At 65.5% G+C, this 21,632-nt stretch carries 24 protein-coding genes and 1 pseudogene; 11 read left to right on the plus strand and 14 right to left on the minus strand.

Translation table 11 applies throughout. The annotated features are described in order from the left end of the window. The first annotated feature begins 59 nt into the window (after positions 1-59). Positions 60-788: a sulfate transporter CysZ gene (gene cysZ / locus CCOS191_RS22640; RefSeq protein ID WP_046857079.1), complete on the plus strand. Its 729-nt coding sequence runs from the start codon at positions 60-62 to the stop codon at positions 786-788. A 114-nt stretch (positions 789-902) separates the two neighbouring features. Here cysZ and CCOS191_RS28825 read toward each other — a convergent pair whose 3' ends face one another. After that, entirely contained in the window at positions 903-1,334 is a 432-nt protein-coding gene (locus CCOS191_RS28825) for a methyl-accepting chemotaxis protein (protein WP_437180101.1), read from the minus strand. 162 nt (positions 1,335-1,496) lie between these two features. Further along, positions 1,497-2,342 (minus strand): annotated as a pseudogene (locus tag CCOS191_RS28830) (PAS domain-containing protein); the annotation flags it as partial. A 56-nt stretch (positions 2,343-2,398) separates the two neighbouring features. Here CCOS191_RS28830 and CCOS191_RS22650 point away from each other — a divergent pair. Further along, positions 2,399-3,610, plus strand: coding sequence for a glycosyltransferase family 4 protein (locus CCOS191_RS22650; protein WP_046857081.1), 1,212 nt, complete (start codon positions 2,399-2,401; stop codon positions 3,608-3,610). On the opposite strand, the gene CCOS191_RS22655 is transcribed toward CCOS191_RS22650, so the two are convergent. Continuing rightward, positions 3,579-4,682: an NADH:flavin oxidoreductase gene (locus CCOS191_RS22655; RefSeq protein WP_046857082.1), complete on the minus strand. Its 1,104-nt coding sequence runs from the start codon at positions 4,680-4,682 to the stop codon at positions 3,579-3,581. The genes CCOS191_RS22650 and CCOS191_RS22655 overlap by 32 nt on opposite strands. Positions 4,683-4,933: 251 nt before the next feature. On the opposite strand from CCOS191_RS22655, the gene CCOS191_RS22660 reads away from it, so the two are divergent. Then, on the plus strand, positions 4,934-5,281 hold the full coding sequence (locus tag CCOS191_RS22660; protein WP_023630676.1) for an HPF/RaiA family ribosome-associated protein: 348 nt from the start codon (positions 4,934-4,936) through the stop codon (positions 5,279-5,281). A 129-nt stretch (positions 5,282-5,410) separates the two neighbouring features. Beyond that, complete coding sequence (locus CCOS191_RS22665) at positions 5,411-5,710, plus strand: DUF3509 domain-containing protein (protein WP_046857083.1); 300 nt, start codon at positions 5,411-5,413, stop codon at positions 5,708-5,710. Between the two features lie 3 nt (positions 5,711-5,713). Here CCOS191_RS22665 and CCOS191_RS22670 read toward each other — a convergent pair whose 3' ends face one another. Then, a complete protein-coding gene (locus CCOS191_RS22670) occupies positions 5,714-6,184 on the minus strand; it encodes a phosphate-starvation-inducible protein PsiE (protein WP_031315617.1) in 471 nt (156 codons plus the stop codon). A 218-nt stretch (positions 6,185-6,402) separates the two neighbouring features. Between CCOS191_RS22670 and CCOS191_RS22675 the strand changes: the two genes are divergently transcribed. Further along, complete coding sequence (locus CCOS191_RS22675; RefSeq protein WP_023631474.1) at positions 6,403-6,666, plus strand: YebG family protein; 264 nt, start codon at positions 6,403-6,405, stop codon at positions 6,664-6,666. Between the two features lie 78 nt (positions 6,667-6,744). Here the strand turns inward: CCOS191_RS22675 and CCOS191_RS22680 are convergent, their stop codons facing one another. Further along, entirely contained in the window at positions 6,745-7,764 is a 1,020-nt protein-coding gene (locus CCOS191_RS22680) for a Leu/Phe/Val dehydrogenase (protein ID WP_023631473.1), read from the minus strand. A 123-nt stretch (positions 7,765-7,887) separates the two neighbouring features. Here CCOS191_RS22680 and CCOS191_RS22685 point away from each other — a divergent pair, with 123 nt between their 5' ends. Beyond that, positions 7,888-8,694: a SirB1 family protein gene (locus tag CCOS191_RS22685; protein ID WP_046857084.1), complete on the plus strand. Its 807-nt coding sequence runs from the start codon at positions 7,888-7,890 to the stop codon at positions 8,692-8,694. On the opposite strand, the gene CCOS191_RS22690 is transcribed toward CCOS191_RS22685, so the two are convergent. The 4 genes from CCOS191_RS22690 to hmgA are packed head-to-tail and all read right to left on the minus strand — an operon-like array spanning position 8,683 to position 13,324. Next, a complete protein-coding gene (locus CCOS191_RS22690) occupies positions 8,683-10,032 on the minus strand; it encodes an MFS transporter (RefSeq protein WP_046857085.1) in 1,350 nt (449 codons plus the stop codon). The two genes, CCOS191_RS22685 and CCOS191_RS22690, sit on opposite strands and share 12 nt — an antisense overlap. A 51-nt stretch (positions 10,033-10,083) precedes the next feature. Further along, positions 10,084-10,713 carry a maleylacetoacetate isomerase gene (maiA, locus tag CCOS191_RS22695; protein ID WP_046857086.1) on the minus strand — a complete coding sequence of 210 codons (630 nt, stop codon included), beginning with the start codon at positions 10,711-10,713 and terminating at the stop codon, positions 10,084-10,086. A 13-nt stretch (positions 10,714-10,726) separates the two neighbouring features. After that, positions 10,727-12,019 (minus strand): fumarylacetoacetase, encoded by a 1,293-nt coding sequence (gene fahA, locus CCOS191_RS22700; RefSeq protein ID WP_046857087.1) that lies wholly within the window; start codon positions 12,017-12,019, stop codon positions 10,727-10,729. A 3-nt stretch (positions 12,020-12,022) separates the two neighbouring features. Then, positions 12,023-13,324: a homogentisate 1,2-dioxygenase gene (hmgA, locus tag CCOS191_RS22705; protein ID WP_046857088.1), complete on the minus strand. Its 1,302-nt coding sequence runs from the start codon at positions 13,322-13,324 to the stop codon at positions 12,023-12,025. Positions 13,325-13,514: 190 nt separating this feature from the next. Here hmgA and CCOS191_RS22710 point away from each other — a divergent pair, with 190 nt between their 5' ends. Then, positions 13,515-14,294: an IclR family transcriptional regulator gene (locus CCOS191_RS22710; protein ID WP_046857089.1), complete on the plus strand. Its 780-nt coding sequence runs from the start codon at positions 13,515-13,517 to the stop codon at positions 14,292-14,294. Between the two features lie 378 nt (positions 14,295-14,672). Here CCOS191_RS22710 and CCOS191_RS22715 read toward each other — a convergent pair whose 3' ends face one another. The 4 genes from CCOS191_RS22715 to CCOS191_RS22730 form a co-directional block, all read right to left on the minus strand. Next, positions 14,673-15,587, minus strand: a complete 915-nt coding sequence (locus tag CCOS191_RS22715; RefSeq protein ID WP_046857090.1) for an SDR family oxidoreductase — start codon at positions 15,585-15,587, stop codon at positions 14,673-14,675. Positions 15,588-15,703: 116 nt separating this feature from the next. Next, the gene (locus tag CCOS191_RS22720; protein WP_046857091.1) at positions 15,704-16,609 is read right to left on the minus strand and encodes an alpha/beta fold hydrolase; all 906 of its coding nucleotides are present in this window, start codon (positions 16,607-16,609) and stop codon (positions 15,704-15,706) included. A gap of 173 nt (positions 16,610-16,782) precedes the next feature. Further along, on the minus strand, positions 16,783-17,469 hold the full coding sequence (locus CCOS191_RS22725) for an LrgB family protein (RefSeq protein WP_046857092.1): 687 nt from the start codon (positions 17,467-17,469) through the stop codon (positions 16,783-16,785). Continuing rightward, the gene (locus tag CCOS191_RS22730) at positions 17,459-17,845 is read right to left on the minus strand and encodes a CidA/LrgA family protein (RefSeq protein ID WP_046857093.1); all 387 of its coding nucleotides are present in this window, start codon (positions 17,843-17,845) and stop codon (positions 17,459-17,461) included. The genes CCOS191_RS22725 and CCOS191_RS22730 overlap by 11 nt, the downstream gene beginning before the upstream one ends. A gap of 102 nt (positions 17,846-17,947) precedes the next feature. Between CCOS191_RS22730 and CCOS191_RS22735 the strand changes: the two genes are divergently transcribed. Further along, positions 17,948-18,835 carry a LysR family transcriptional regulator gene (locus CCOS191_RS22735; protein WP_046857094.1) on the plus strand — a complete coding sequence of 296 codons (888 nt, stop codon included), beginning with the start codon at positions 17,948-17,950 and terminating at the stop codon, positions 18,833-18,835. Between the two features lie 37 nt (positions 18,836-18,872). On the opposite strand, the gene CCOS191_RS22740 is transcribed toward CCOS191_RS22735, so the two are convergent. After that, positions 18,873-19,328, minus strand: coding sequence for a flavodoxin (locus tag CCOS191_RS22740; RefSeq protein ID WP_046857095.1), 456 nt, complete (start codon positions 19,326-19,328; stop codon positions 18,873-18,875). 184 nt (positions 19,329-19,512) lie between these two features. Here CCOS191_RS22740 and CCOS191_RS22745 point away from each other — a divergent pair, with 184 nt between their 5' ends. The 3 genes from CCOS191_RS22745 to folM all read left to right on the plus strand — a co-directional run bounded on the left by CCOS191_RS22745 (position 19,513) and on the right by folM (position 21,625). Then, complete coding sequence (locus CCOS191_RS22745) at positions 19,513-20,136, plus strand: hypothetical protein (RefSeq protein WP_046857096.1); 624 nt, start codon at positions 19,513-19,515, stop codon at positions 20,134-20,136. A 147-nt stretch (positions 20,137-20,283) separates the two neighbouring features. Continuing rightward, positions 20,284-20,856 carry an antibiotic biosynthesis monooxygenase gene (locus tag CCOS191_RS22750; protein ID WP_023630531.1) on the plus strand — a complete coding sequence of 191 codons (573 nt, stop codon included), beginning with the start codon at positions 20,284-20,286 and terminating at the stop codon, positions 20,854-20,856. Between the two features lie 76 nt (positions 20,857-20,932). Further along, positions 20,933-21,625 carry a dihydromonapterin reductase gene (folM, locus tag CCOS191_RS22755; RefSeq protein ID WP_046857097.1) on the plus strand — a complete coding sequence of 231 codons (693 nt, stop codon included), beginning with the start codon at positions 20,933-20,935 and terminating at the stop codon, positions 21,623-21,625. Positions 21,626-21,632 lie beyond the last annotated feature (7 nt).

Raw genomic sequence — 21,632 nt, forward strand, 5'->3', positions numbered from 1 at the left:
TTTCGTCGGCGCGCCAAACTCGGTAAGGTCAGCGCGTTTTCCTCAAGCGGAGCATTCCGATGCAAGCCCCCGTCCTGTCCGGCCCGCAGTACCTGCGCGAAGGCCTGAAACTGGTCCTGAGCCCCAGCCTGCGCCTGTTCGTGCTGTTGCCCCTGGCGGTCAACCTGCTGCTGTTCGGCGGCCTGATCTACTTCGCCGGCCACCAGTTCAGCCTGTGGGTCGATGCGCTGATGCCCACCCTGCCCGACTGGCTGGGCTTTCTCACCTACATCCTGTGGCCGCTGTTCGTCGCCCTGGTGCTGTTGATGGTGTTCTTCACCTTCACCTTGCTGGCCAACGTCATCGCCGCGCCGTTCAACGGCTTCCTGGCGGAAAAGGTCGAAGTGGTGGTACGCGGCCAGGACAACTTCCCGCCCTTCAGCTGGAGCGAGCTGATGGCCATGGTGCCACGTACCCTGAGCCGCGAGATGCGCAAGCTCGGCTACTTCCTGCCGCGGGCCATTGGCCTGTTCATCCTGTCGCTCATCCCGGTGGTGAACGTGATCGCCGCGCCGCTGTGGCTGGTGTTCGGTATCTGGATGATGGCCATCCAGTACATTGACTACCCGGCGGACAACAACAAGATGAGCTGGCAGGACATGCTCGCCTGGCTGCGCGCCAAGCGCTGGCAATCGATGGGCTTTGGCGGGATCACCTACCTGGCGCTGATGATTCCGGGGGTCAACGTGCTGATGATGCCGGCGGCGGTGGCCGGGGCAACGTTGTTCTGGGTGCGTGAACGCACTTGAAAGGACCGGGGGCGCGTTGCGCCCCTTTCGCCGGCAAGCCGGCTCCCACAGGCACAGCGCAACCCTCTGTAGCAGCCGTCTCGCCGCAGCAGCTAAAGCAAGACGCTGAACGGATCAGTGGCTTAACTGGCTGGAAAACTGCCCCACCGCATCCACCACCTTCTTCGCCCCCTCCTGGATCTCGACGATCACCCCGCCGGTATCGGCGGCCAAGGCCAGGCCCTGCTCGGCCTGGCGCTTGCTGGTGTCGATGATGTCCACTGCGGCCTGGGCCAGCTGTTCGTTCTGCTGCACCACCTTGGCGATTTCCTCGGTGGCGCTGCTGGTGCGCGAGGCCAGTTGGCGCACTTCGTCGGCGACCACGGCGAAACCACGGCCCTGTTCGCCGGCGCGGGCGGCTTCGATGGCGGCGTTGAGCGCCAGCAGGTTGGTCTGCCCGGCGATGTCGCTGATGGTCTTGATGATCGCGCCGATCACCTTCGACTGCTTGTCCAACGCCTGGATACCCTCGGCGGCGTCCTGCATCGAGCCCTCCAGCCCACGCATCACCTCGACGGTCTGGGTTACCACGTCGGTGGCCTTGCGCGCGCTGTCGTCGGTTTCCAGCGAGGTGGTGTAGGCGATGTCGGCGGCCTGGGCCACGGCCAGTTCCTGGTTGACCTGGTCGGTGATCACGGTGGCGAACTTGACCACTTTGTAGAGCACGTCATGGGCGTCGATGATCGGGTTGTACGAGGCCTCCAGCCACACCACGCGGCCATGGGCATCGATGCGCTTGAAGCGCTCGGCAACGAATTCGCCGCGGCGCAGCCTGTTCCAGAACTCCTGGTAGCCCGCCGAGTTGGCCTCTTCCGGCTCGCAGAACATGCGGTGCGACTTGCCACGGATCTGTTCGAGGGTGTAGCCCATGGTCTGCAGGAAGCGGTCGTTGGCGGTCAGCACCTGGCCTTCGAGGTTGAACTCGATCACCGCGGTGGAGCGCATCAGGGCCTTGATCAGGCTCTCATGCTCGCGGGACGTCTCGATGGTGCGGGTCAGGTCGCTGGAGTGCAGGGAGAAGTACTTGATGCGCCCGTCGCTGTCCTTGACCGGTTGCAGGATCGAGCGCAGCCAGGCCTCTTCGCCGTTGCCACGCAGCAGGCGGAAGGCGCCGTTGAGGTGCTCGCCCCGGGTGATGGCGTGTTTCATGCGCTGATAGAAATCGAGCTTCTTCACATGGGCCGGGACGATCTCCTCGATATTGCGCCCGATGAGCTGCTCGGCGCGGTAGCCCATTTCGGCCTCGAAGTTGCCGTTGACCGACTCGATGCGCCCCTGTGGGTCGAGCTGGAGCACCAGCATCTCGCTGTCGAGGCTGTTCTTGACCTGCTCGATGGACATCAGTTCTTCGCGCAGTTGCTGGATTTCTTTCTTCAGTTTGCTGTTGAACATGGCCGCTCTCCCGGAGCGAATTCCCGTAGTCGAATGCATCTGCATCGGCTGCGTCCCGAGAGTTCTTGAGTGCGTTGCAAGGAAATATTCAAACGGATGAAACTGCCGGAAATCAGGCGTCATCCGCACGTCACAAAGGCGTCATATGGCCGCAATGGGGGCGTCGGACACTTTTTGCCATGAACACACCGTCCTTGCGCATCACCCTGGTCAGCGAAACCTTCCCACCCGAGATCAATGGCGTGGCCAACACCCTCGGCCGCCTCAGCGAGGGACTGCGCCAGCGCGGGCATCAGGTCGAGCTGATCCGCCCGCGGCAGGCCGCCGACAGCGCAACGGGCAACAATGACGAACTGCTGCTGTGCCGTGGCTGGCCATTGCCCGGCTACCCCGGCCTGCAGTGGGGCGAAGTGTCGATGCACAAGCTTTGGCGCCGCTGGCGCCGGCAGCGTCCGGACGTGCTGTACATCGCCACCGAAGGTCCATTGGGCCTGAGCGCCCTGCGCGCCGCCCGGCGCCTGGGCGTGGCGGTGGTCAGTGGCTTTCATACCAACTTTGCGCAGTATTCTGGGCAGTATGGCCTGGGGCTGCTGTCGCGGCTGCTGACCCACTACCTGCGCTGGTTCCATCGGCGTACCGCCATCACCCTGGTGCCCAGCATCAGCCAGCGCCTGGAACTGGAACGCCGCGGCTTCGAACGTCTTGGCCTGATGGCCCGCGGGGTCGATGCCGGCCTGTTCAACCCGGCAAGGCGCAGCCAGGCCCTGCGCGAGCAGTGGGGGCTGGGCGTGGATGACCTGGCCGTGCTGCACGTCGGGCGCCTGGCCGCGGAGAAGAACCTGGCCTTGTTGCGCCCCTGCATGGAAGCCCTGCGCAGGGCCTACCCGCACCGGCGGCTGCGCCTGGTGATCGTCGGCGATGGCCCACTGCGCGGCCAGCTCGAACAGCAGTTGCCCGATGCGGTGTTCTGCGGTGCGCAGCGCGGCGAGGTACTGGCCGAGCACTATGCCAGCGGCGACCTGTTCCTGTTCCCGAGCCTGACCGAGACCTTTGGCAACGTGGTGCTCGAGGCGCTTGCCTCGGGCCTTGCCGTGGTCGCCTACGATGAAGCCGCCGCCGCCCAGCACATCCGCCACGGCCACAGCGGCGCGCTGGCCATGCCGGGTGATCAGGCGGCGTTCATCGACGCCGCCTGCTGGTTGCTGGAGGAAAGCGAAACCCTGCGCCGGGTGCGCCTCAATGCCCGCCAGCATGCCAGCCGCCAGGGCTGGCCGGCGATCATCGAGCAGTTCGAGGGTTACCTGTACGATGCCTGCCGCGTGTTGCAGGCTACCCGCGAACAGGCGCCGCCCCTGGTGATCAAGCCAGGGTCGTCAGCGCCTCACGGCTGAACGGCAGCACGTCCGCCTCACGCCCCTCGCGAACCTTGCGCGCCCATTCGGCATCCACCAGCAAGGCACGGCCCACGGCCACCAGGTCGAACTCCTGGTCCTGCAAGCGTTGCAGCAAGCCTTCGAGGCTGGCCGGCTTGGCCACCTTGTCGGTGGCGACCATGAACTGCAGGAACTCGCCATCCAGGCCGACACTGCCCACGGTGATGGTCGGCTTGCCGGTGAGCTGGCGGGTCCAGCCGGCCAGGTTCAGCTCGCTGCCCTCGAATTCTGGCTCCCAGAAGCGCCGGGTAGAGCAGTGGAAGATATCCACACCCGCGTCGCACAAGGGCTTGAGGAATGCCGCCAGGGCCTCTGGGGTCTGTACCAGGCGTGCGTTGTAGTCCTGCTGCTTCCACTGCGAAAAGCGCAGGATGATCGGGAAGTCCGGGCCGACGGCTGCGCGCACGGCCTGGATAAGCTCGATGGCGAAACGCGAGCGTCCGGCCAGGTCACCGCCGTATTCGTCGTCGCGACGGTTGCTGGCCTCCCAAAAGAACTGGTCGATCAGGTAGCCGTGGGCACCGTGGATTTCCACGCCGTCCATGCCGATGGCCTGGGCATCGCGCGCGGCCTGGGCGAAGGCGGCGATCACCTCGCGAATGTCGTCGTGGCTCATCTCCTGGACCAGTACCTGGCCATCCTTCTCCTTGCCGCTCGGGCCATAGCCCGGCACCTCGGCATCCGGCTCGGTGCCCAGGCGGCGCACACTGCCCACGTGCCACAGTTGCGGCACGATGCGCCCGCCTTCGGCATGGACCGCGTCGACCACACGCTTCCAACCGGCCAGGGCATCTTCGCCATGGAAGCGCGGCACATTGGGGTAGCCATTGGCGGCCTTGTGCCCGACCGTGGTGCCTTCGGTGATGATCAATCCAACACCGGCGGCGGCGCGGCGACGGTAATAGTCGACCACTGCGTCATGGGGTACGCCACCGGGGCAGAAGGTACGGGTCATCGGCGCCATGACCACGCGAGTCGGCAGATCGAGGGTGCCAAGGGTGAAGGGCTGGAACAGAGGGTTGCTAGACATGCGGCGCTCCCGACGGGTGAGGAAATGCGCCTGAGCTTAGGGGCCGCCTGGCGGATGGCCCAGCATTATTGATTGCAGTGATCGGCCGTCATCGTTGTGAGCGGAGCGAATTGCAACAGGAAATTTATTTTCAGAAAGGGCTTGAATTCGTCCGCCGCTTGTCTGACTTTAGAGTCAAGAGGCGCAGGAAAACCAACGTCCTCAGTGGCCTAGGCGCGCCTCTCGCGAGCAAGCTGAATAAGGATTGAATCATGCAAATCCAGGTCAACAGCAGCAACCATATCGAAGGCAACATCCGTCTCGACCAATGGGTCCGCAGTACCCTGCAAAGCAGCCTCGAACGTTACGAGGACGACCTCACCCGCATTGAAGTCCACCTGCGTGACGAAAACGGCGCCAAGCCCGGTCCCCACGACAAACGCTGCCAGATGGAGGCTCGCCCGAAGGGTCATCAACCGATTTCCGTGACCCACACCGCCACTTCGCTGGAACATGCCGTCGATGGCGCCGCCAGCAAACTGAACCACGCCCTGGAACACTTCTACGGCAAGCTGCGCAGCAAGCGCGGCGCCCTGGAACTGAGTGATCCAGACGCCTGACCGGCAACGGGTCAGACAAGAACGCCCGGCCTTGCGCCGGGCGTTTTCGTTGTTCACCGATCAGCGGGCCTGAACCAACCTCGGCCGAGCCCGGTCAACTTCTGCAATCATTCACTGCAGAACCCGACCATGAACAATCCCTTCGATCAGATCAGCGCCGCCTTCGCCCCGGAGTACCGGGTCAACCTGAGCATCGAGCGCCTGGACGGCAGCATCATGCTGACCCTCTCCGACGACAGCGGCGTGGTTGCCAAGCGCCTGATCAGCCAGGCCCAGCGCAACGACCCGGTGCGCCTGCAACGGGTCATCGACAGCATCCGCCTGGGCCTGGCCATCGAGCTGGGGCAGAACCCGCTGGAAGTGCTTGCCGCCCTGACCCGCCCCGCGCAGGGCGAGCGCCGCTTCCCTGCCGCCGGCCTGGCCAACTGAGGGCTATTTGCCCTCGTCCACTTCCTTGCCGCTGGCATCCAGCGCCTTGGTCGACGGGTAGCGGTACGACGCATAGCGCACCACCAGGATGGCGAAGGCCAGCAGCAGGATACCGCCACACACGTACAGCAAGCCGACATCCGGTGCCTTGTGGTGCGAGACATCACCGATCAGCAAACGCGTGAGCGCGGTGATCGCCACGTAGAGCAGGAAGCGGATCGGCATGTGGTTGGTCTTGAAGTAGATCCCCACCATCGCCCCCAGCTCCAGGTAGATGAACAGCAGCAGGATGTCATCGACGCTCACCCCACCCTTGCCCAGCATGTCCAGGAAGGTCACCACCGCCGCATAGGCGGTGATCGCGCCGATACCGAACAGCGCCAGGTAGTGGAAGGCCTCCACACACAGGTTGCCCAGCGAGTCGGCGGAGCCGTGCAGGCCCTTGCGCAGCTTTTCTGCCCATTTGATGTTCACGATGTTCGATTCCTGATACTGAAGGTCTGGTGCCATGCAGTTAAAGGGCCATGGCTCCTGTCTTGGAAGGCGGTCGATTGCCGCAGGGCACCTGTGGGCTACGCTGATTTTCAGTTTGCCTGGCCATCATTGCGGTTGCACGGTGATGGCCTGGCGATGTACTGTATAAAAATACAGTTGTCCGCAACCCAATCAGCAAAAAGGCACAGAGGTGATGAATGGCCGTCGAAGTGGTGTACCGCAGCAGCCGCGACCCGGAGCGCTTGTTCATGGATAAGGCCGAAGCAGACCGTCACGACAAGATGCTCGAGCTGGCCGAACGCCTGGCCGAGGTACTGCACAAGGCCGTGCCTTCGATGAGCGAGCAGCAGGTAGAGGAAGCCGGCATCTACATGGCCAAGAACCGCGATGTGTTCGCCCGGGCATTCAAGAGCCAGCCCGATGCACTGGCGGAGCTGCTCGAAGGCGGCGCGGTGGAATGACGCCATCGCGGGGCAAGCCCGCACGGCCCGCATCCATGGAAAATCTCGTGGGAGCGGGCTTGCCCCGCGAAATGGCTTTCAGCCGTACAGCAATCTTTCCGCCAGCATCTGCGCCACCCGTGCCGGCGAACGTTTCTCCGCCTGGGCATGGGCGAACACTTCGGTCAGCCGCGACGGTATCCGCGCCAGGTGCGCGGTAATGGTCCCCAGCCCCTCGCCCCGATGGGTCAGCGCCACATAGATCAGCCCACCGGCATTGATCACGTAGTCCGGCGCATACAGGATGCCCCGGTTCTCCAACTGGTCGGCCACCTGCAGCGTGGTCAACTGGTTGTTCGCCGACCCCGCCACTGCCGCGCAACGCAGTTGCATCACGCTCTGCCCGTTCAACACCGGCCCAACGCCACACGGCGCAAAGATGTCGCACGGCGTGCTGATCAAGGCTTCATGGGCCACCGGGTGCGCATTGAGCTGCTCCACGGCCAAGCGCACCTTGCCGGCATCCAGATCGCTGACCAGCAATTCGGCACCCGCCGCATGCAGTTGCTCGGCCAGCGCATAGCCGACGTTGCCCAACCCTTGCACCGCCACTCGCAGCCCCTCCAGGTTGTCACTGCCAAGCCTGGCCATGGAGGTGGCGCGGATGCCGGCAAACACGCCCAGCGCCGCATGGGGCGAAGGATCGCCCGAGGCGGTGGTACTGGTGACGTAGGGAGTGGCCTGGGCAATGCAGTCCATGTCGAGGGTCGAGGTGCCGCTGTCCACCGCGGTGATGAAACGTCCCTGAAGCGTGTCGACGAAGCGCCCGAACGCCTCGAACAGCGCTGCACGGTTTTCCACATGCGGATTGCGCACGATCACCGCCTTGCCGCCGCCCATCGGCAGGCCAGCCAAGGCCGCCTTGTAGCTCATGCCCTGGGCCAGGCGGATGGCATCGGTCATGGCGCTCTCGTCGTCGGCATAGGGCAGGTAGCGACAGCCGCCCATGGCCGGGCCCAGTTGTTCGCTGTGAATCGCCACCACGGCCTTCAAACCCGTGGGCGGGTCGATGAACAGGTGCAGTGACTGGGTGCGGGTGCTTTGCATGAGCGCGAACATCGACGGGCTCCCCCGAGAGGTGCTCCTACCAGTATAAACAGGTCAAGGCCGCACACCGCGCCGGCGGACCACTGGACGAAAAGCCGCGCCAGGGCTACAAGTTAAGCGTGATGGAGAAGCCCCATGAACCCACGCCAAGCCTGCCTGGCCTGCCTGGAACGCGAGCCGGTCGCCCTGCTGGAAGCCGCCCTGTGGATCGCCGCCGAGCATGACCGCACTGTCGAGCCCGCGACCAGTCTTGCCAGGCTGCACGAGCTGCAACGCGAAGTCAGCACCAGCCTGCCGATGCTGCCGGTCAACGAACTGGCCCAGCCCTTGCTGCGTCAGCTCAACGCACTGGGCTACCAGCAGGACGAGTACCACCCGTTGCGCCCGCACGTGGCCTTGATGGACAAAGTGCTGCAACGCCGACGTGGCCAACCGCTGCTGCTGGCGATCCTTGCCCTGGAGCTGGCCCGCCGCCTGTCGATCCCCCTGGAGGGCGTGAACTTTCCCGGCCACTTCCTGCTGCGGGTGCCCGGTGCCGATCACCTGCTCGACCCTTGCGGCGGCCGGCGTCTGTACCCCAACGACTGCCGCGAGCTGCTCGCCCGCCAGTTCGGCCCACAGCTGCCGCTGACCGCCGAGCACCTGCGCAGCGCCTCGCCGATGCAGATGCTCCAGCGCCTGTCGCGCAACCTTCGCCAGTTGCATATCAGCAACGACAACGACCTCGCGGCGCTTATCGACGCCGAGCGGGTCATGCAACTGGGCCCGGTGCAGGTCGGCGACTACCTGGCGCGGGCCACGTTGTACCAGCACCTGGACTGCCCCCAGGCAGAGCGCTTCGACCTGGAGCACGCCCTGCTGCTGACCGACGACCCGGTGGAGCGCCTGAAACTCACGGAACGCCTCGGCCAGTTGCCCAACGGCAAACGCTCAATCCACTAATGCCTCGCCCTTCACCGTCGCTTCGCGCGGCTGCGGTGCGCGTACCCGGCTGATCAGCAGCGCGCCGAGCAGCGCCGGCACGGCGCAGAAGAAGAAGATCTGCTCCACAGGCATGTGCAAGGTCAGCAGCAGGCTGCCAAGCAACGGTCCGAGGATCGAGCCGAAACGCCCGACGCCCAGGGCCCAGCCGGTACCGGTGGCGCGCACCTGGGCCGGGTAGAAGTTGCTGACGAAGGCATTGAGCGTCAACTGCCCGCCAATGATGCAGAACCCGGCGGCGAACACACTGGGCACCAGCCAGCGCGGGTCGTCATGGTTGAGGCCGACCAGCACGCTGAACAGCGCCGCCCCCAGCAGCACGCCCGCCAACAAGTGGGCCTTGTTGGCCATGCGGTCGGCGCACCAGGCCAGGCACACCGCGCCGAAGGTGCCGGCGAACAGGAACAGCGAAGTCACCAGGTTGGCCTGGTTCAGCGCCAGCCCGCTTTCCTGCAGCAGCGACGGCAGCCAGCTGATCATGAAGTACAACAGGATCAGGCTGACAAAGAAGGTGCTCCACAGCAGCAGCGTGGGCCGGGCGAACCCCTCGCGAAACAGCGCCACCACGGTGAGCTTGCTGTCCGCCGGTTCGTCGATGGCGATGCGCGCCGCCGGTACCTGCCAGCCCGGCAGCAGGCGAGCGGTGACCCGCTGCAGCCGCGCATAGGGCGGAGCGTCACGCAGCAGGCGCGGCAGTGACTCGGGCAGGAACAGCGCCAGGAACGGGAACAGCAGCAAGGGCGCCACGCCGCCGGCAAGGAACACTGCCTGCCAGCCGTAATGATCGATGAAGCCCGCGGCGACGAAGCCCCCCGCAGCGCCACCCAGCGAGAAACCGCAGGCCGCCAGGGTGACCATCAAGGTGCGCAGTCGGGGCGGCGCGTAGTCGGCCATCAGCGCCATGGCGCTGGGCATCGCGCCGCCCATGCCGATACCGCAGAGAAAGCGCGCCAGCATCAGGCTGTCGAGGGAAGAGGCGAACACCATCAGCAGCGTCAGGCTGGCATACAGCACCACGCAGCACAGCAGCACCCTGCGCACGCCGAAGCGGTCGGCCAGTGGCGTCACCGCCAGCGAACCGACCGTCAGCCCCAGCAGGTTGGCGCTGAACACCGGCCCGAAAGCGGCCTTTTCCAGGCCCCAGTCCTGGGCCAGCGCGGGGATCACATAGCCCAGCACCTGGGCGTCATAACCATCGGTGACCAACAGCAGGATCAACAGCAGCAGCAGGCGCCACTGGTAGGGTGACACCGGGCGCGCGTCGAGCGCCGCGCGAAAGCTGGCTATCTGGTTGTGCATCGCAAGGTCCCTGTCTTTTGTTGTTATGAGTGCAGGTGCGGGCGGTGGCGATCAGTCGGGCGTGTCGGGCTGCCTCGCCGGGTGGGCCTGATGGAAGGCCGGATGCTGCTCGGCCAGGGCGGCCACCCGGCGAATGCGCGGGTAGCCACCGAGGTCGATGTTGAAACGCTCGGCCGCGTACAACTGCGGGATCAGGTAGACGTCGGCCAGGCCGGGCGTCGCCCCGAAGCAGAAGCCGTCATCGCCGATCAGTTGCTCCACCGCCGCCAGCCCCTGGCTGATCCAGTGGCCGATCCACTGGTTGACCTGGCCCTCGTCGTGCCCCAACTGACGCAGCTGATTGAGCACGCTGACGTTGTGCAGCGGGTGGATATCGCAACCGATGATCGCCGCCACGCCGCGCACCCTGGCCCGGGCTTCGGGCGCACGGGGCAGCAGTGGCGTTTGCGGGAAGGCTTCCTCCAGGTATTCGATGATCGCCGGCGACTGCACCAGCAACTCGCCAGCGTCAGTGCGCAGGGCCGGCACCCGCCCTTGCGGATTGAGCGCCAGGTAGTCCGCGCCGCGCTGCTCGCCCTTGAGCAGGTTCACAGGCTCGGCCTGGTAATCCAGGCCCTTGAGCGCCAGGGCGATACGCACCCGATACGAAGAGGTGGAGCGGTAGTAGGTGAACAGTTCCATCGCCCTGCCCTCCTCAGCCGGCCGCGACGATGGTGCCACGGCATTCGCCGAAGCCGATGCTGGCCACGCCATCGCGCACGCAACGGGCGCGCAGGATGATCTCGTCGCCGTCCTCGAGGAACTTGCGCACTTCGCCGCTGGCCAGTTCAACTGGGTGCTTGCCGCCTTCGGTGATCTCCAGCAGGCTGCCGAACGAGCCTGGCGCCGCGCCCGACAGGGTGCCCGAGCCGAACAGGTCGCCCGGTTGCAGCTGGCAGCCGTTGACGCTGTGGTGGGCGACCATCTGTGCCACGGTCCAGTACATGCTGCGGGTGCTGCTCAACGTGAGGCGATGCGCCGGCAGGTTCTGCTCGCGCATGCGTTCGGTCAGCAGCAGTACTTCCAGTTCGATATCAAAGGCGCCGGCGGCCTGGTCGCGCTTGTCCAGCAGGTACGACAGCGGCTGCGGGTCACCCTCCGGACGGGCCGGCTGGGCGCAGCGGAACGGCTCCAGGGCCTCGGCGGTGACCACCCACGGCGACACCGTGGTGATGAAGCTCTTGGACAGGAACGGGCCCAGCGGCTGGTATTCCCAGGCCTGGATATCGCGCGCCGACCAGTCGTTGAGCAGGCAGAAGCCGGCCACGTGTTCGGCGGCGTCTCCAATCGGGATCGGCTGGCCCATGTCGTTGCCCTGGCCAATCCAGATGCCCAGTTCCAGCTCGTAGTCCAGGCGCGCGCAAGGGCCGAAGCTCGGCTCGGTCTGGCCCGCCGGCAGGGTCTGGCCCTTGGGCCGGCGCACGTCGGTGCCGGACGGGCGGATGGTCGAGGCGCGGCCGTGGTAGCCGATCGGCACGTGCTTGTAGTTGGGCAGCAGCGGATTGTCCGGGCGGAACAGCTTGCCGACGTTCTTGGCGTGCTCGATGCCGACGTAGAAGTCGGTGTAGTCACCGATCTTCGCCGGCAGGTGCAGCTGGCATTCATCAGCCGGGTACAGCGCGGCCTTCAGGGCCGCCTGGTGTTCGCTGCCCTCGCCCAGCAGTGCCAGCAGGCGCTCGCGCAAGGCGACACGGGCCTCGCGGCCAAGGGCGAAGAAGTCATTCAGCGCACCACCGACGGTGGCTTCGACGGCAGCCTTGGCCGCCCCCTCGAACAACCCGGCGGCCAGCACGGCCTCGAGGTCGAGGATCGCGTCGCCGATGGCCACGCCGCAACGTGGCGCCTGCCCTGGGCGGCTGAAGATGCCCAGGGGCAGGTTCTGCAACGGGAAGTCGCGGTGCCCGTTGGCGTGCTCGACCCAGCTACGGGCAATGGCGGTGTGGTTCATCGGTTATCTCCGGTTCGGGTTGAAGGTGCTCGGCAAGGTGGCCCAGCAACTATCGTAGTCGGCCTGCAACTGCGGGCTTTCGAGGGCCTGGCGGCTCGGGCGCAGCACCTGGCTGGTCTCGAACATGAAGGCCATGGTGTTGTCGATCTTGTGCGGCGCCAGGTCCACCGAGATGGCCTTGTCGCAGGTCTCGGCGTCGGGGCCGTGAGCGCTCATCACCCCATGCAGCGAAGCGCCGCCGGGCAGGAAGCCTTCGGCCTTGGCGTCGTAGGCGCCCTGGATCAGGCCCATGAACTCGTTCATCAGGTTGCGGTGGAACCATGGTGGACGGAAGGTGTTCTCGGCCACCATCCAGCGCGGCGGGAAGATCACGAAGTCCATGTTGGCCAGGCCGTGCACACTGGTGGGCGAGGTCAGCACGGTGAAGATCGACGGGTCGGGGTGGTCGAAGCTGACCGTGCCGATGGTGTTGAAGCGGCGCAGGTCGTATTTGTACGGCACGTTGCTGCCGTGCCAGGCGACCACGTCCAGGGGCGAGTGCTGCAGCTCACAGGCCCAATGTTCGCCGAGGAACTTCTGCACCAATTGCACAGGGCCGGTGCGCTCTTCGTAATGGGCGACCGGGGTGAGGAAGTCACGCGGGTTGGCCAGGCCATTGCTGCCGATCGGGCCAAGGTCCGGGATGCGCAGCGGCGCGCCGTGGTTCTCGGCAATGTAGCCACGGGCCTGGGCATCGAGCAGTTCGACCCGGAACTTCATGCCCCGCGGGATCACCGCAATCTCCAGCGGCTCGACCTCAAGCACGCCCAGTTCGGTGGCGATGCGCAGGCGGCCTTGCTCGGGCACCAGCAGCAACTCGCCGTCGGCGTTGAAGAACACCCGCTCCATGGAACGGTTGGCGCGGTAGATGTAAATGCTCACGCCGGCCGGTTTTTCCGATGCCGAGTTGGCCACCATCGGCAGCCAGCCGTCGATGAAGTCGGTCGGTTCGGACGGGATCGGTTGCGGGCTCCAACGCAGGCGGTTGGGGTTGATGGCGCCCAGCGCGCCGGTCAGCGGCTGGCGCTCCAGGCGCTCGAAGCGCGGGTGCAGGGCCGAGGGGCGAATGCGGTACAGCCAGGTACGGCGCAGTTCGCTGCGGGTCATGGTGAACGCGGTGCCCGACAGCAGCTCGGCGTACAGGCCATAGGGAGCCTTCTGCGGCGAGTTCTGCCCGACCGGCAGGGCGCCGGGCAGGGCTTCGCTGGCGAATTCGTTGCCGAAGCCGCTCAGGTACTCGAGTTCAGGGGATGTGTCGCGGGTCATCGGTGCCTCCGGGCTGCTGGGAGCCGTTTCGGGCAGCTGGCTGCGGAGCCCGATCCTGAAACCGGCACCAAGGGCGGCAGCGCGTCTGCATTGTTTTTATCGTAATCAGATTACGAATAACGTAATTTGCCCGCGCGCAGGCGTCAAGCTATAAAGGCGCCACCCCATGAAATCTGCATAGAAGCCCCCCATGGCCAAAGCCAGCAGCACCGACAACGGCAAACAGAAGGTCCGCTCGGCGGAAGTCGGCACCGACATCCTCAAGGCCCTGGCCGAACTTTCCCCCTCCACCTCGCTGTCGCGCCTGGCCGAACATGTCGACATGCCGGCGAGCAAGGTGCACCGCTACCTGCAGGCGCTGATCGCCAGCGGCTTCGCCGAACAGGACCCGGCCACCAACCACTACGGGCTGGGGCGCGAGGCGTTGCGGGTGGGCATGGCGGCCCTGGGTAGCATCGATGTGCTGAAGGTGGCGGCGCTGCCACTGTCGCAATTGCGCGACGAGCTCAACGAAAGCTGCTTTATCGCCGTGTGGGGCAATCAGGGCGCGACCGTGGTGAGCATCGAGCCGGCGGTGCGGGCGGTGACGGTGGTGACCCAGATCGGCTCGGTGCTGCCGTTGCTCAGCTCGTCCACCGGGCTGGTGTTCGCCGCGCACCTGCCCGAGCGCGAGACCGTGGAGCTGCGCGACCGGGAACTGGCAGCGCTCGGTCAGACGGCGGACGACTATGCCGCCTTGCTCGAACAGATCCGCCAGCGCGGCCTGCACCATGTGCACGGTTTGCTGATGCCGGGGGTGGACGCGCTGTCCGCGCCGGTGTTCAACGCCATGGGCCAGGTCGCCGCAGTGATGACCGTGGTCGGTCCGACCTCGATCTTCCATGCCGACGAGCACGGCCCGGCCGCCCGGCGCCTGCTCGCCGCCGCCCAGGCCACCAGCTGGCGAATGGGGTACGGCGCGAATCAGTGAAAGGGCTTACAAAGCATTACGGACTTTTCCCGCGAGAGCGGCCTATAGTCTGCCTCGCACTTTTACTCGAAACGTAAAGGTGAATGTCATAAGCGGCTATTTTTCCCACGGGATCATGCGCTTATTCTGATCTTACTGGCCGGCACGAAGGGCTCTCCCCCCTGCTTTTCGCGCCCGCCCAGGTTCACCGACGTTGATTTTGAAGCTCCTTGATCTAACGTCTCGATTGGCCGCTGCGATTGCAGCGGCCTTTTTTATTTCTGCAAGAATCGCAAGGTCGGCGCCAGGCTCATCACCAGCAAGCCGACCACAAGCTGGTGCGATCCCTGTGGGAGCCGGCTTGCCGGCGAAAGGGCCGCAGCGCGGCCCCGGCATTGTTCAACCCAACGGATACTTCTGCAGGTTCGCCATCATCTGCTGCAACGCCTGCAGGCTGTCCTGTGGGTGCTGCGCGGCCTCGAAATCACCGATCCGCGCCCAGTTGTCCGCCACCTGCTCGGGGGTGAACCCTTCACGCGGATCGAAGCCCACGCCCTGGCTACGCTCCCAGCGCACCTTGCCCACCCAGCCGCCGCCTACCTCGAACAGTTCGCCGCTGTCCTGGCACTGCTCGCTGCCCAGGTACACCACTAACGGGCTGATCAGCTCGGGCTGCAGACGTTCGAACACCTGTGGCGGAATCAGCCCCTCGGTCATGCGCGTGCCACCGGTCGGGGCGATGGCGTTGACCAGGATGCCGTGCTTGCGGCCCTCGATGGCCAGGGTCCGGGTCAGCCCGTAGAGGCCAAGCTTGGCCATGCCGTAGTTGGCCTGGCCGAAATTGCCGTAGATGCCCGAGGTGGACGAAGTGAAGATCACCCGCCCCCAGTTCTGCGCCCGCAGATGCGGCCAGGCCGCGTGGGTAACCTTGTAGGCGCCTTCGACGTGCACGCGGTAGACCAGCTCCCAGTCGCTGTCTTCCATCTTGTGGAAGGTCTTGTCGCGCAGGATGCCGGCGTTGTTGACCAGCACATCGACCCGGCCGAAGGTGTCCAGGGCCTGCTCGACGATGCGCGCGCCATCGGTGACCGAGTCATGGTTGGCGATCGCCGAGCCGCCCGCGGCTCGGATCTCCTCCACCACGCGGTCGGCCGCCGAGGCGTTGGCGCCCTCACCATGTGTAGACCCACCCAGGTCGTTGACCACCACGTGGGCGCCGCGCGCGGCGAACAGCAGCGCATGGGCCCGGCCCAGGCCGCCACCGGCCCCCGTGACGATCACCACTCGATCCTGCAGACGTACTGGTTCGCTCATGCTCAAGGCTCCTGGCAATGAAGGGATGCAACGCAGTCTCCGCCAGCCGCCGGGGCCGGGCAATCAAGCGCACCGTGGCGAATGCCGCTTGATAACGCCCGGCGATGATCGCCCGGTCAGGACCAGGCAACCTTCAGTGGTACATAGCTCATCGGTTGTTCACGAAAGGCCAGGTAGTGGCGCAGCACCTGCACCGGCGCCTCGGTGTGCGGGTAATGGCCGATGCCCTGCAGCACCACGGTGTCCGGATCCGGGACGATTTCCCGGTAGCGCTCGACCATGTGCGCGCCGGACAAAGGATCGACCGCGCCATTGATGAAGCGCAGCGGCACGCCCGGGCGTTGCAGCGCGGCGACCCAGCGTTCGCGCTGGGCCCGGCGCTCCGGCAGGAAGCTGACCAGTTTATGCAGGATCCGTGGGCCACGGTTGGAAGCGATCAGGCTCCAGTAGTCATCCAGGGCGCTCTCGCTGGGATGGGTGCACGGGCCATAGACCTGGGTGACGTTGCGCACCAGGTCGTCGCGCCCGAACGAGCGCCCGACCAGCCAGCCCAGGCGGCTGAGCAGCAGCTTCTGGACCAGCAGCACCCGGCAGCTCTCGGGGAACAGCCCGCTGTTGAGGAATACGCAACTGGCCACCTGGAGCCGCTGTTCGTGGTGCCGGGCCAGCAACTCCTGGGCAACGCTGCCACCATAGTCGTGGGCCAGCAGGTGCACCGGCTGGTCGATATGCAGGTGCGCCAGCAAGGCCTGCTGCAGGTCGGCCTGTTCGAGCAGGCTGTAGTCGTGGTCCGCAGGCTTGGCCGAATCGCCGAAGCCAAGCATGTCGCAGGCCACCACGCGAAAGCGCTGGGTAAGAGGTGCCCACAGGTAGTGCCAATCCCAGCTGGCCGTGGGGAAACCGTGAAGCAATAGCAGGGGCTCTCCTTGCCCTGCCGTCCAGTAGCGGATGCTCTGGCCCCGGAAAGTGAAACCCTGGCTCCGGGTGCGCCAGACGCACAATGGAATTTCGGCCAGTGGCATCACGGTCGTCCCGGTGGATAAGTGTCGGAAGAGGGCAAGGCTGCGTTCATTGCATGTCACCTCGGCACATACATGTGCTCTCTATGTCGAGGCTCAGTCTAGAGGCCTATACGAAGGTGATAAGTCGCCTTGGCAGCCAGCCTGATGACCGTGCGAGTCAGTGGCACGAACGGTCAGACCAGCATCACCAGCAACGGCGCGGCCAACAGGTTGAGCAGCCCGGTCAGGACCATGACCAGGCCAGCCACCGAGCCTTCCTCGCGCCCGACTTCCTGGGCGCGGCTCACTCCCGCGCCATGGGCGCCGACACCGAACAGAGCACCCCGTGCCAGCGGTGTGCGCAAGGGCAGCCAACGCAGGAGAATGCCGCCGAACATCGCCCCGAGCACCCCGGTAAACATCACGAACACTGCTGTCAGCTCCGGCACGCCGCCCAGGTCCTGGGCCACGGGCATAGCGAACGGTGTGGTGATCGAGCGCGGCAGCAACGACAGGCTGACTGCATCGTCCAGCGCAAGCAGGTGCGCCAGCGCCCAGGAGCTGCCGATGGAAGCCACGCTGCCGGCGAGCATGCCGACCAGCAGCGCTGGCCAGTGCCGCGCCAGCAGTGCCCGTTGTTGCCAGATTGGCACCGCAAAGGCGACGGTGACCGGGCCGAGGACGCCCATCAGCCAATGCGTGTTGCGTGCGTACTCGGCGTAGGCGGTGTGCAGCGGCACGGCCACCGCCAGCAGCAAGGCCGGCACCAGGATCAGCGGCGACAGCAGGTAGCGTCCGCTGCGCCGGTACAGCCAGCGGCTGCCCAGGTAGGCGCCCAGGGTCAGGGCCAGCCAGAACAGCGGCATGGGTTCAAGGCTCATGGCGCAACCTCCAACGGCACACCAGCTCGACCGTGACCGCGGTGACCACCATCACCAGCAGGGTGCTCAACGCGATCACCAGCAGGATGCGCCAGCCCTCGCTGCGCAGCAGGCTGCCGTAGTCCAGCAGGCTCATCAGCGCCGGGATGAAGAACAGCAGCATCTCGGCCATCAGCCAGCCGGCACCCAGTTGCAGCGCGGCCGGTTTGAGCAGGCCGGTGGCGAACAGTGCCAGCAGTAGCGCCAGGCCCATCACGCCACCAGGAATCGGCCAGCCAAGCCAGGCGGCCAACTGGCCACCGATCAGGAACAACACCAGCAACACCGTCAGCTCGGCGAGCAGGCGCAAGGTCTTTTTCAATAATGCAGGATTCATGGGCGGGAGTTCCTCGACAACGAGCCCATTGTAAAAGTCGGCCCCCTAGGCCAGAAGCGAATTGTTAGACTGGTAGCCATTCCAAAACGGAATCCGGCATACATGGAATTCAAACAGCTGCGCAGTTTCATCGAAGTCGTCCACAAAGGCGGTTTCACCCAGGCTGCGGGTACCCTGCACATCAGCCAGTCGGCGGTGAGCAAGCAGGTCGCCCAGCTGGAACAGGACATCGGCCAGCCGCTGCTGGAACGCCAGGGCTCACAGTTACTGCTGACTGCCGCCGGGCGCATCGTCCTGGAACGCGGCGAAGCGCTGTTGCGCCAGCGCCAGGAACTGCTGAGCGAACTGGACGACCTCAGCCAGATGGCCCGCGGCGAATTGCGCCTCGGCCTGCCGCTGCTGGGCAGTGATGCGCTGTTCGCCGGATTGTTCGCCGAGTACCGGCGGCGCCATCCGAATATCTCGATCCAGCTGCTCGAAGGTGGCAGCCGCATGGTCGAGCAAGCCGTCAAGAGTGGCGAGTTAGAGTTGGGCGGCAGCCTGACGCCGAACGATCCGGCGTTCGACTACCAGCCGTTCTGCAATGAACCACTGGAAGCCTTGCTGCCCGCCGGCCACCCGCTGGCCGGGCAGGTCGACGTCGCCCTGGCACAGCTGGCCGACACGCCGTTTCTGCTGTACCAGCGCAGTTTCGTGCTCAACGATCGATTGCTCAGCGCCTGCCAGCAGGAAGGCTTCACGCCCAAGGAGGGTGGGCGTAGCGGCCAGGCAGACTTTCTTGCCGCATTGGTGGCGGCCGGGCAAGGCGTGGTGCTGCTACCGGCGATCGTCGCACGGGCGCTGGAACGGCCCGGGGTGGTGCGCTTGCCGTTGCGGGCGCCGGAGTACCTGCGTTGGGACATCGCCTTCATCTGGCGACGCGGGGCGTATCTGTCGCGGGCGGCGCAGGCGTGGCTGGCATTGTTGCGCGAGGACTCAGCCATGCATTGAGGCGACCGGCCCTGTCGTGGGGCCGGCCCAGGCAACATCAGCCTTTCAGCACAGCCGCAAATTCCGCCAGCCACGGCTCGGCATCGGCCTCGGGTGTCACGGTCTCACTGGCATCGAGTCGCAGCATCGGAAGCACTTCGTTCACCCCCAGCTCGGCAAACAACTCGCGCATCTGCTCGCCGCCGCCGCAATAGGTATCGCCGTAACTCGAATCGCCCAGGCCGATCACCGCCCCTGGCAAGCCGCGCCAGGCCGCCGGCAGTACATCGCGGATCGTGCTGTACAGCGGCATCAGGCTGTCAGGCAGCTCGCCCATGCCGGTGGTCGAGGTCACCGCCAGCAACGCATCGGGGCCAAAACCCTCGATGTCCTGCAGGGTGGCGCGTGCCGCGTGCCAGGCTTCAAGGCCGGCAGCCTTGAGCAGCGACTCGGCGTGGCGGGCGACTTCGTCGGCGGTGCCGTACACCGAACCGGAAATAATGGCGACTTTCATCGGGTGAGGATTCCGAAACTGAGTGAAAACGTAGGATACTAGCACTCGACAGTGGCAAAAGGCCGCCTCCGGCTAAAGTCACAGGCTTCAGGATTATCCGACGAATGACCGGAACGAAGCGGATTGACCACTGTCCACCGCCGTGAAGAAATCGCCGTTACCGATCGCCCCTTCGAGTCAGACCATGCAAGCAGACGCCCTACTCTCCCAGGACGAACTGGATTTCATCCAGGACATGCAGCATTCGCCCCAACTGAACCTGGCCGACCCCATGTCGAGCCTGCTGGTCAATGGCGACCGTCGTCTCAAGGACCTGCTCACCCGCCTGGTAGCCAACGAGCAGGTGACGCTGCAGGCCAGCTTCAACAACCAGCAGTTGAGCTTCCCCCTGCAACTGGTCGAGGATGAATTCCACGCCCTGCACCTGCAACTGGGCTCGCCGGACATCTACGAGGACGGCCCCATGCTGAGGCCCTGGCGCCTTTCGCTGCAGCAGCCGACAGCGTTGCTGGACGATCACGGCCAGGCCAGCGACCTGTGGGTACGCGACATTTCCTTCAAGGGTGTGCTGCTGGAAGTGCGCGGTGGGGCTGAAGCCCCTGCGCAATTCAACCTGCGCTTCGCCGCCGAGGACATCCCGCCGATCGGCCTGCACGGCGCGCTGCGCCGGCGCATCGGCCCGCGCCTCGCCGCTTACGACCTGACACACACTCCGGCCGAAGAGGTCGAGCGCCTGCGCGAGTACATCCTCCAGGCCCACCGCAAGGCCCACCCCGAGCTGCACGCCCAGGCACCCAACACGTTCTGACGACCGTCCAGCCATTGAAACTGACCGGTCATGATTGATCGGCGATAATCCGTGCCCGATTCTTGCAAGCCCGCCTGCGCCGCCCATCACCCCGGGCCGCAAGCCAGGGGCCGGCTACCCGCCAGCCCCGTCGCCAGGAGATACACGATGTCTACCCCACCCGTCACCTTGATGGTGTCGCGCCGCGCCGCCTGCGGCCGCTACCAGGACCTGCTGGCCTGGCTGCACGAAGGCGAACAGTTGGCCACCGACTTTCCCGGCTACCTGGGTTCGGGCATCCTTGCCCCGCCGAGCGAGGGCGACGAATTCCAGATCATCTTCCGCTTCGCCAGCGAACAGACCATGCACGCCTGGGAGCATTCCGCCTCGCGCAGGGCCTGGCTGGAGCGCGGCAACGGCCTGTTCGAGCGCCCCAAAGAGAGGCGCGTGAGCGGTATCGACGACTGGTTCGGCACCAATACAGTGCAAAAACCACCACGCTGGAAGCAGGCAACGGCCATCTGGCTGGCGTTCTTTCCGGTTTCGCTACTGTTCAACCTGCTGTTCGGCCACTGGCTGGCGCCACTCGACCTGCTGCCTCGAGTGCTGCTCAGTACCCTGGCCCTGACGCCATTGATGGTGTACCTGTTCATCCCGTTGTCCACCCGGTTGCTGGCCGGCTGGCTCAACGCCACGCCACGCGCTGCCACCGAACGTTCCCAGGGGCTGCGCAGCCGCTGAGGCACGGGCTCGCAAGGCCGCGCAGTTCGGGTATGCTGGGGCATCACGCACGGACAGACGAACAGACCGCCCGAACATGAACAGCCCAATCCTCATCACCGGCGCCAGCCAGCGCGTCGGCCTGGCCCTGGCCATGGAGCTAGCCCAGGCCGGCCATACGGTGGTCAGCGCCAGCCGCACCTTGCAGGGGCAGGCTGCCCACCCGAACATCCGGCAGTTCCAGGCCGACCTGACCCGCAGCGAAGACCGCCAGGCCCTGATCGAGTACCTGCAACGTGAGTACGACGGCCTGCGTGCGATCATCCATAACGCCTCGCTGTGGCTCGACGATGGCCTGGACAACCTCGACACCATGTTCCGCCTGCACGTCGAGGCGCCCTACCACCTCAACCTCGCCCTCGGCGAGCTGCTGAACAAGGTGGACAAGGCCGACATCATCCACATCTGCGACGAGACCTCCTCGCGCGGCAGCAAGAGCCACATCGGCTATGCCGCGACCAAGGCCGCGCTGCAGAACATGGTGCTGTCGTTCGCCGAAAAGTACGCGCCCAAGGTGCGGGTCAACGGTATCCTGCCTGGCCTGCTGATCCTCAAGGAAGGCGGCGACGAGCAGTACCGCGAGCAGACCCTGAAAAAGGCCCTGCTCGAATTCGAACCCGGCGCCCGCCCACTGATCGACGCCGTGCTGTTCCTGCTGCAAAGCCAGTACAGCACCGGCAGCCAGGTGGTCATCAACGGTGGCCGCCATCTGAAGAACCGCATGACCTGAAGAGATC

It is taken from the genome of Pseudomonas sp. CCOS 191 (genome assembly GCF_001007005.1).
In the GTDB taxonomy this organism is placed as follows: domain Bacteria; phylum Pseudomonadota; class Gammaproteobacteria; order Pseudomonadales; family Pseudomonadaceae; genus Aquipseudomonas; species Aquipseudomonas soli.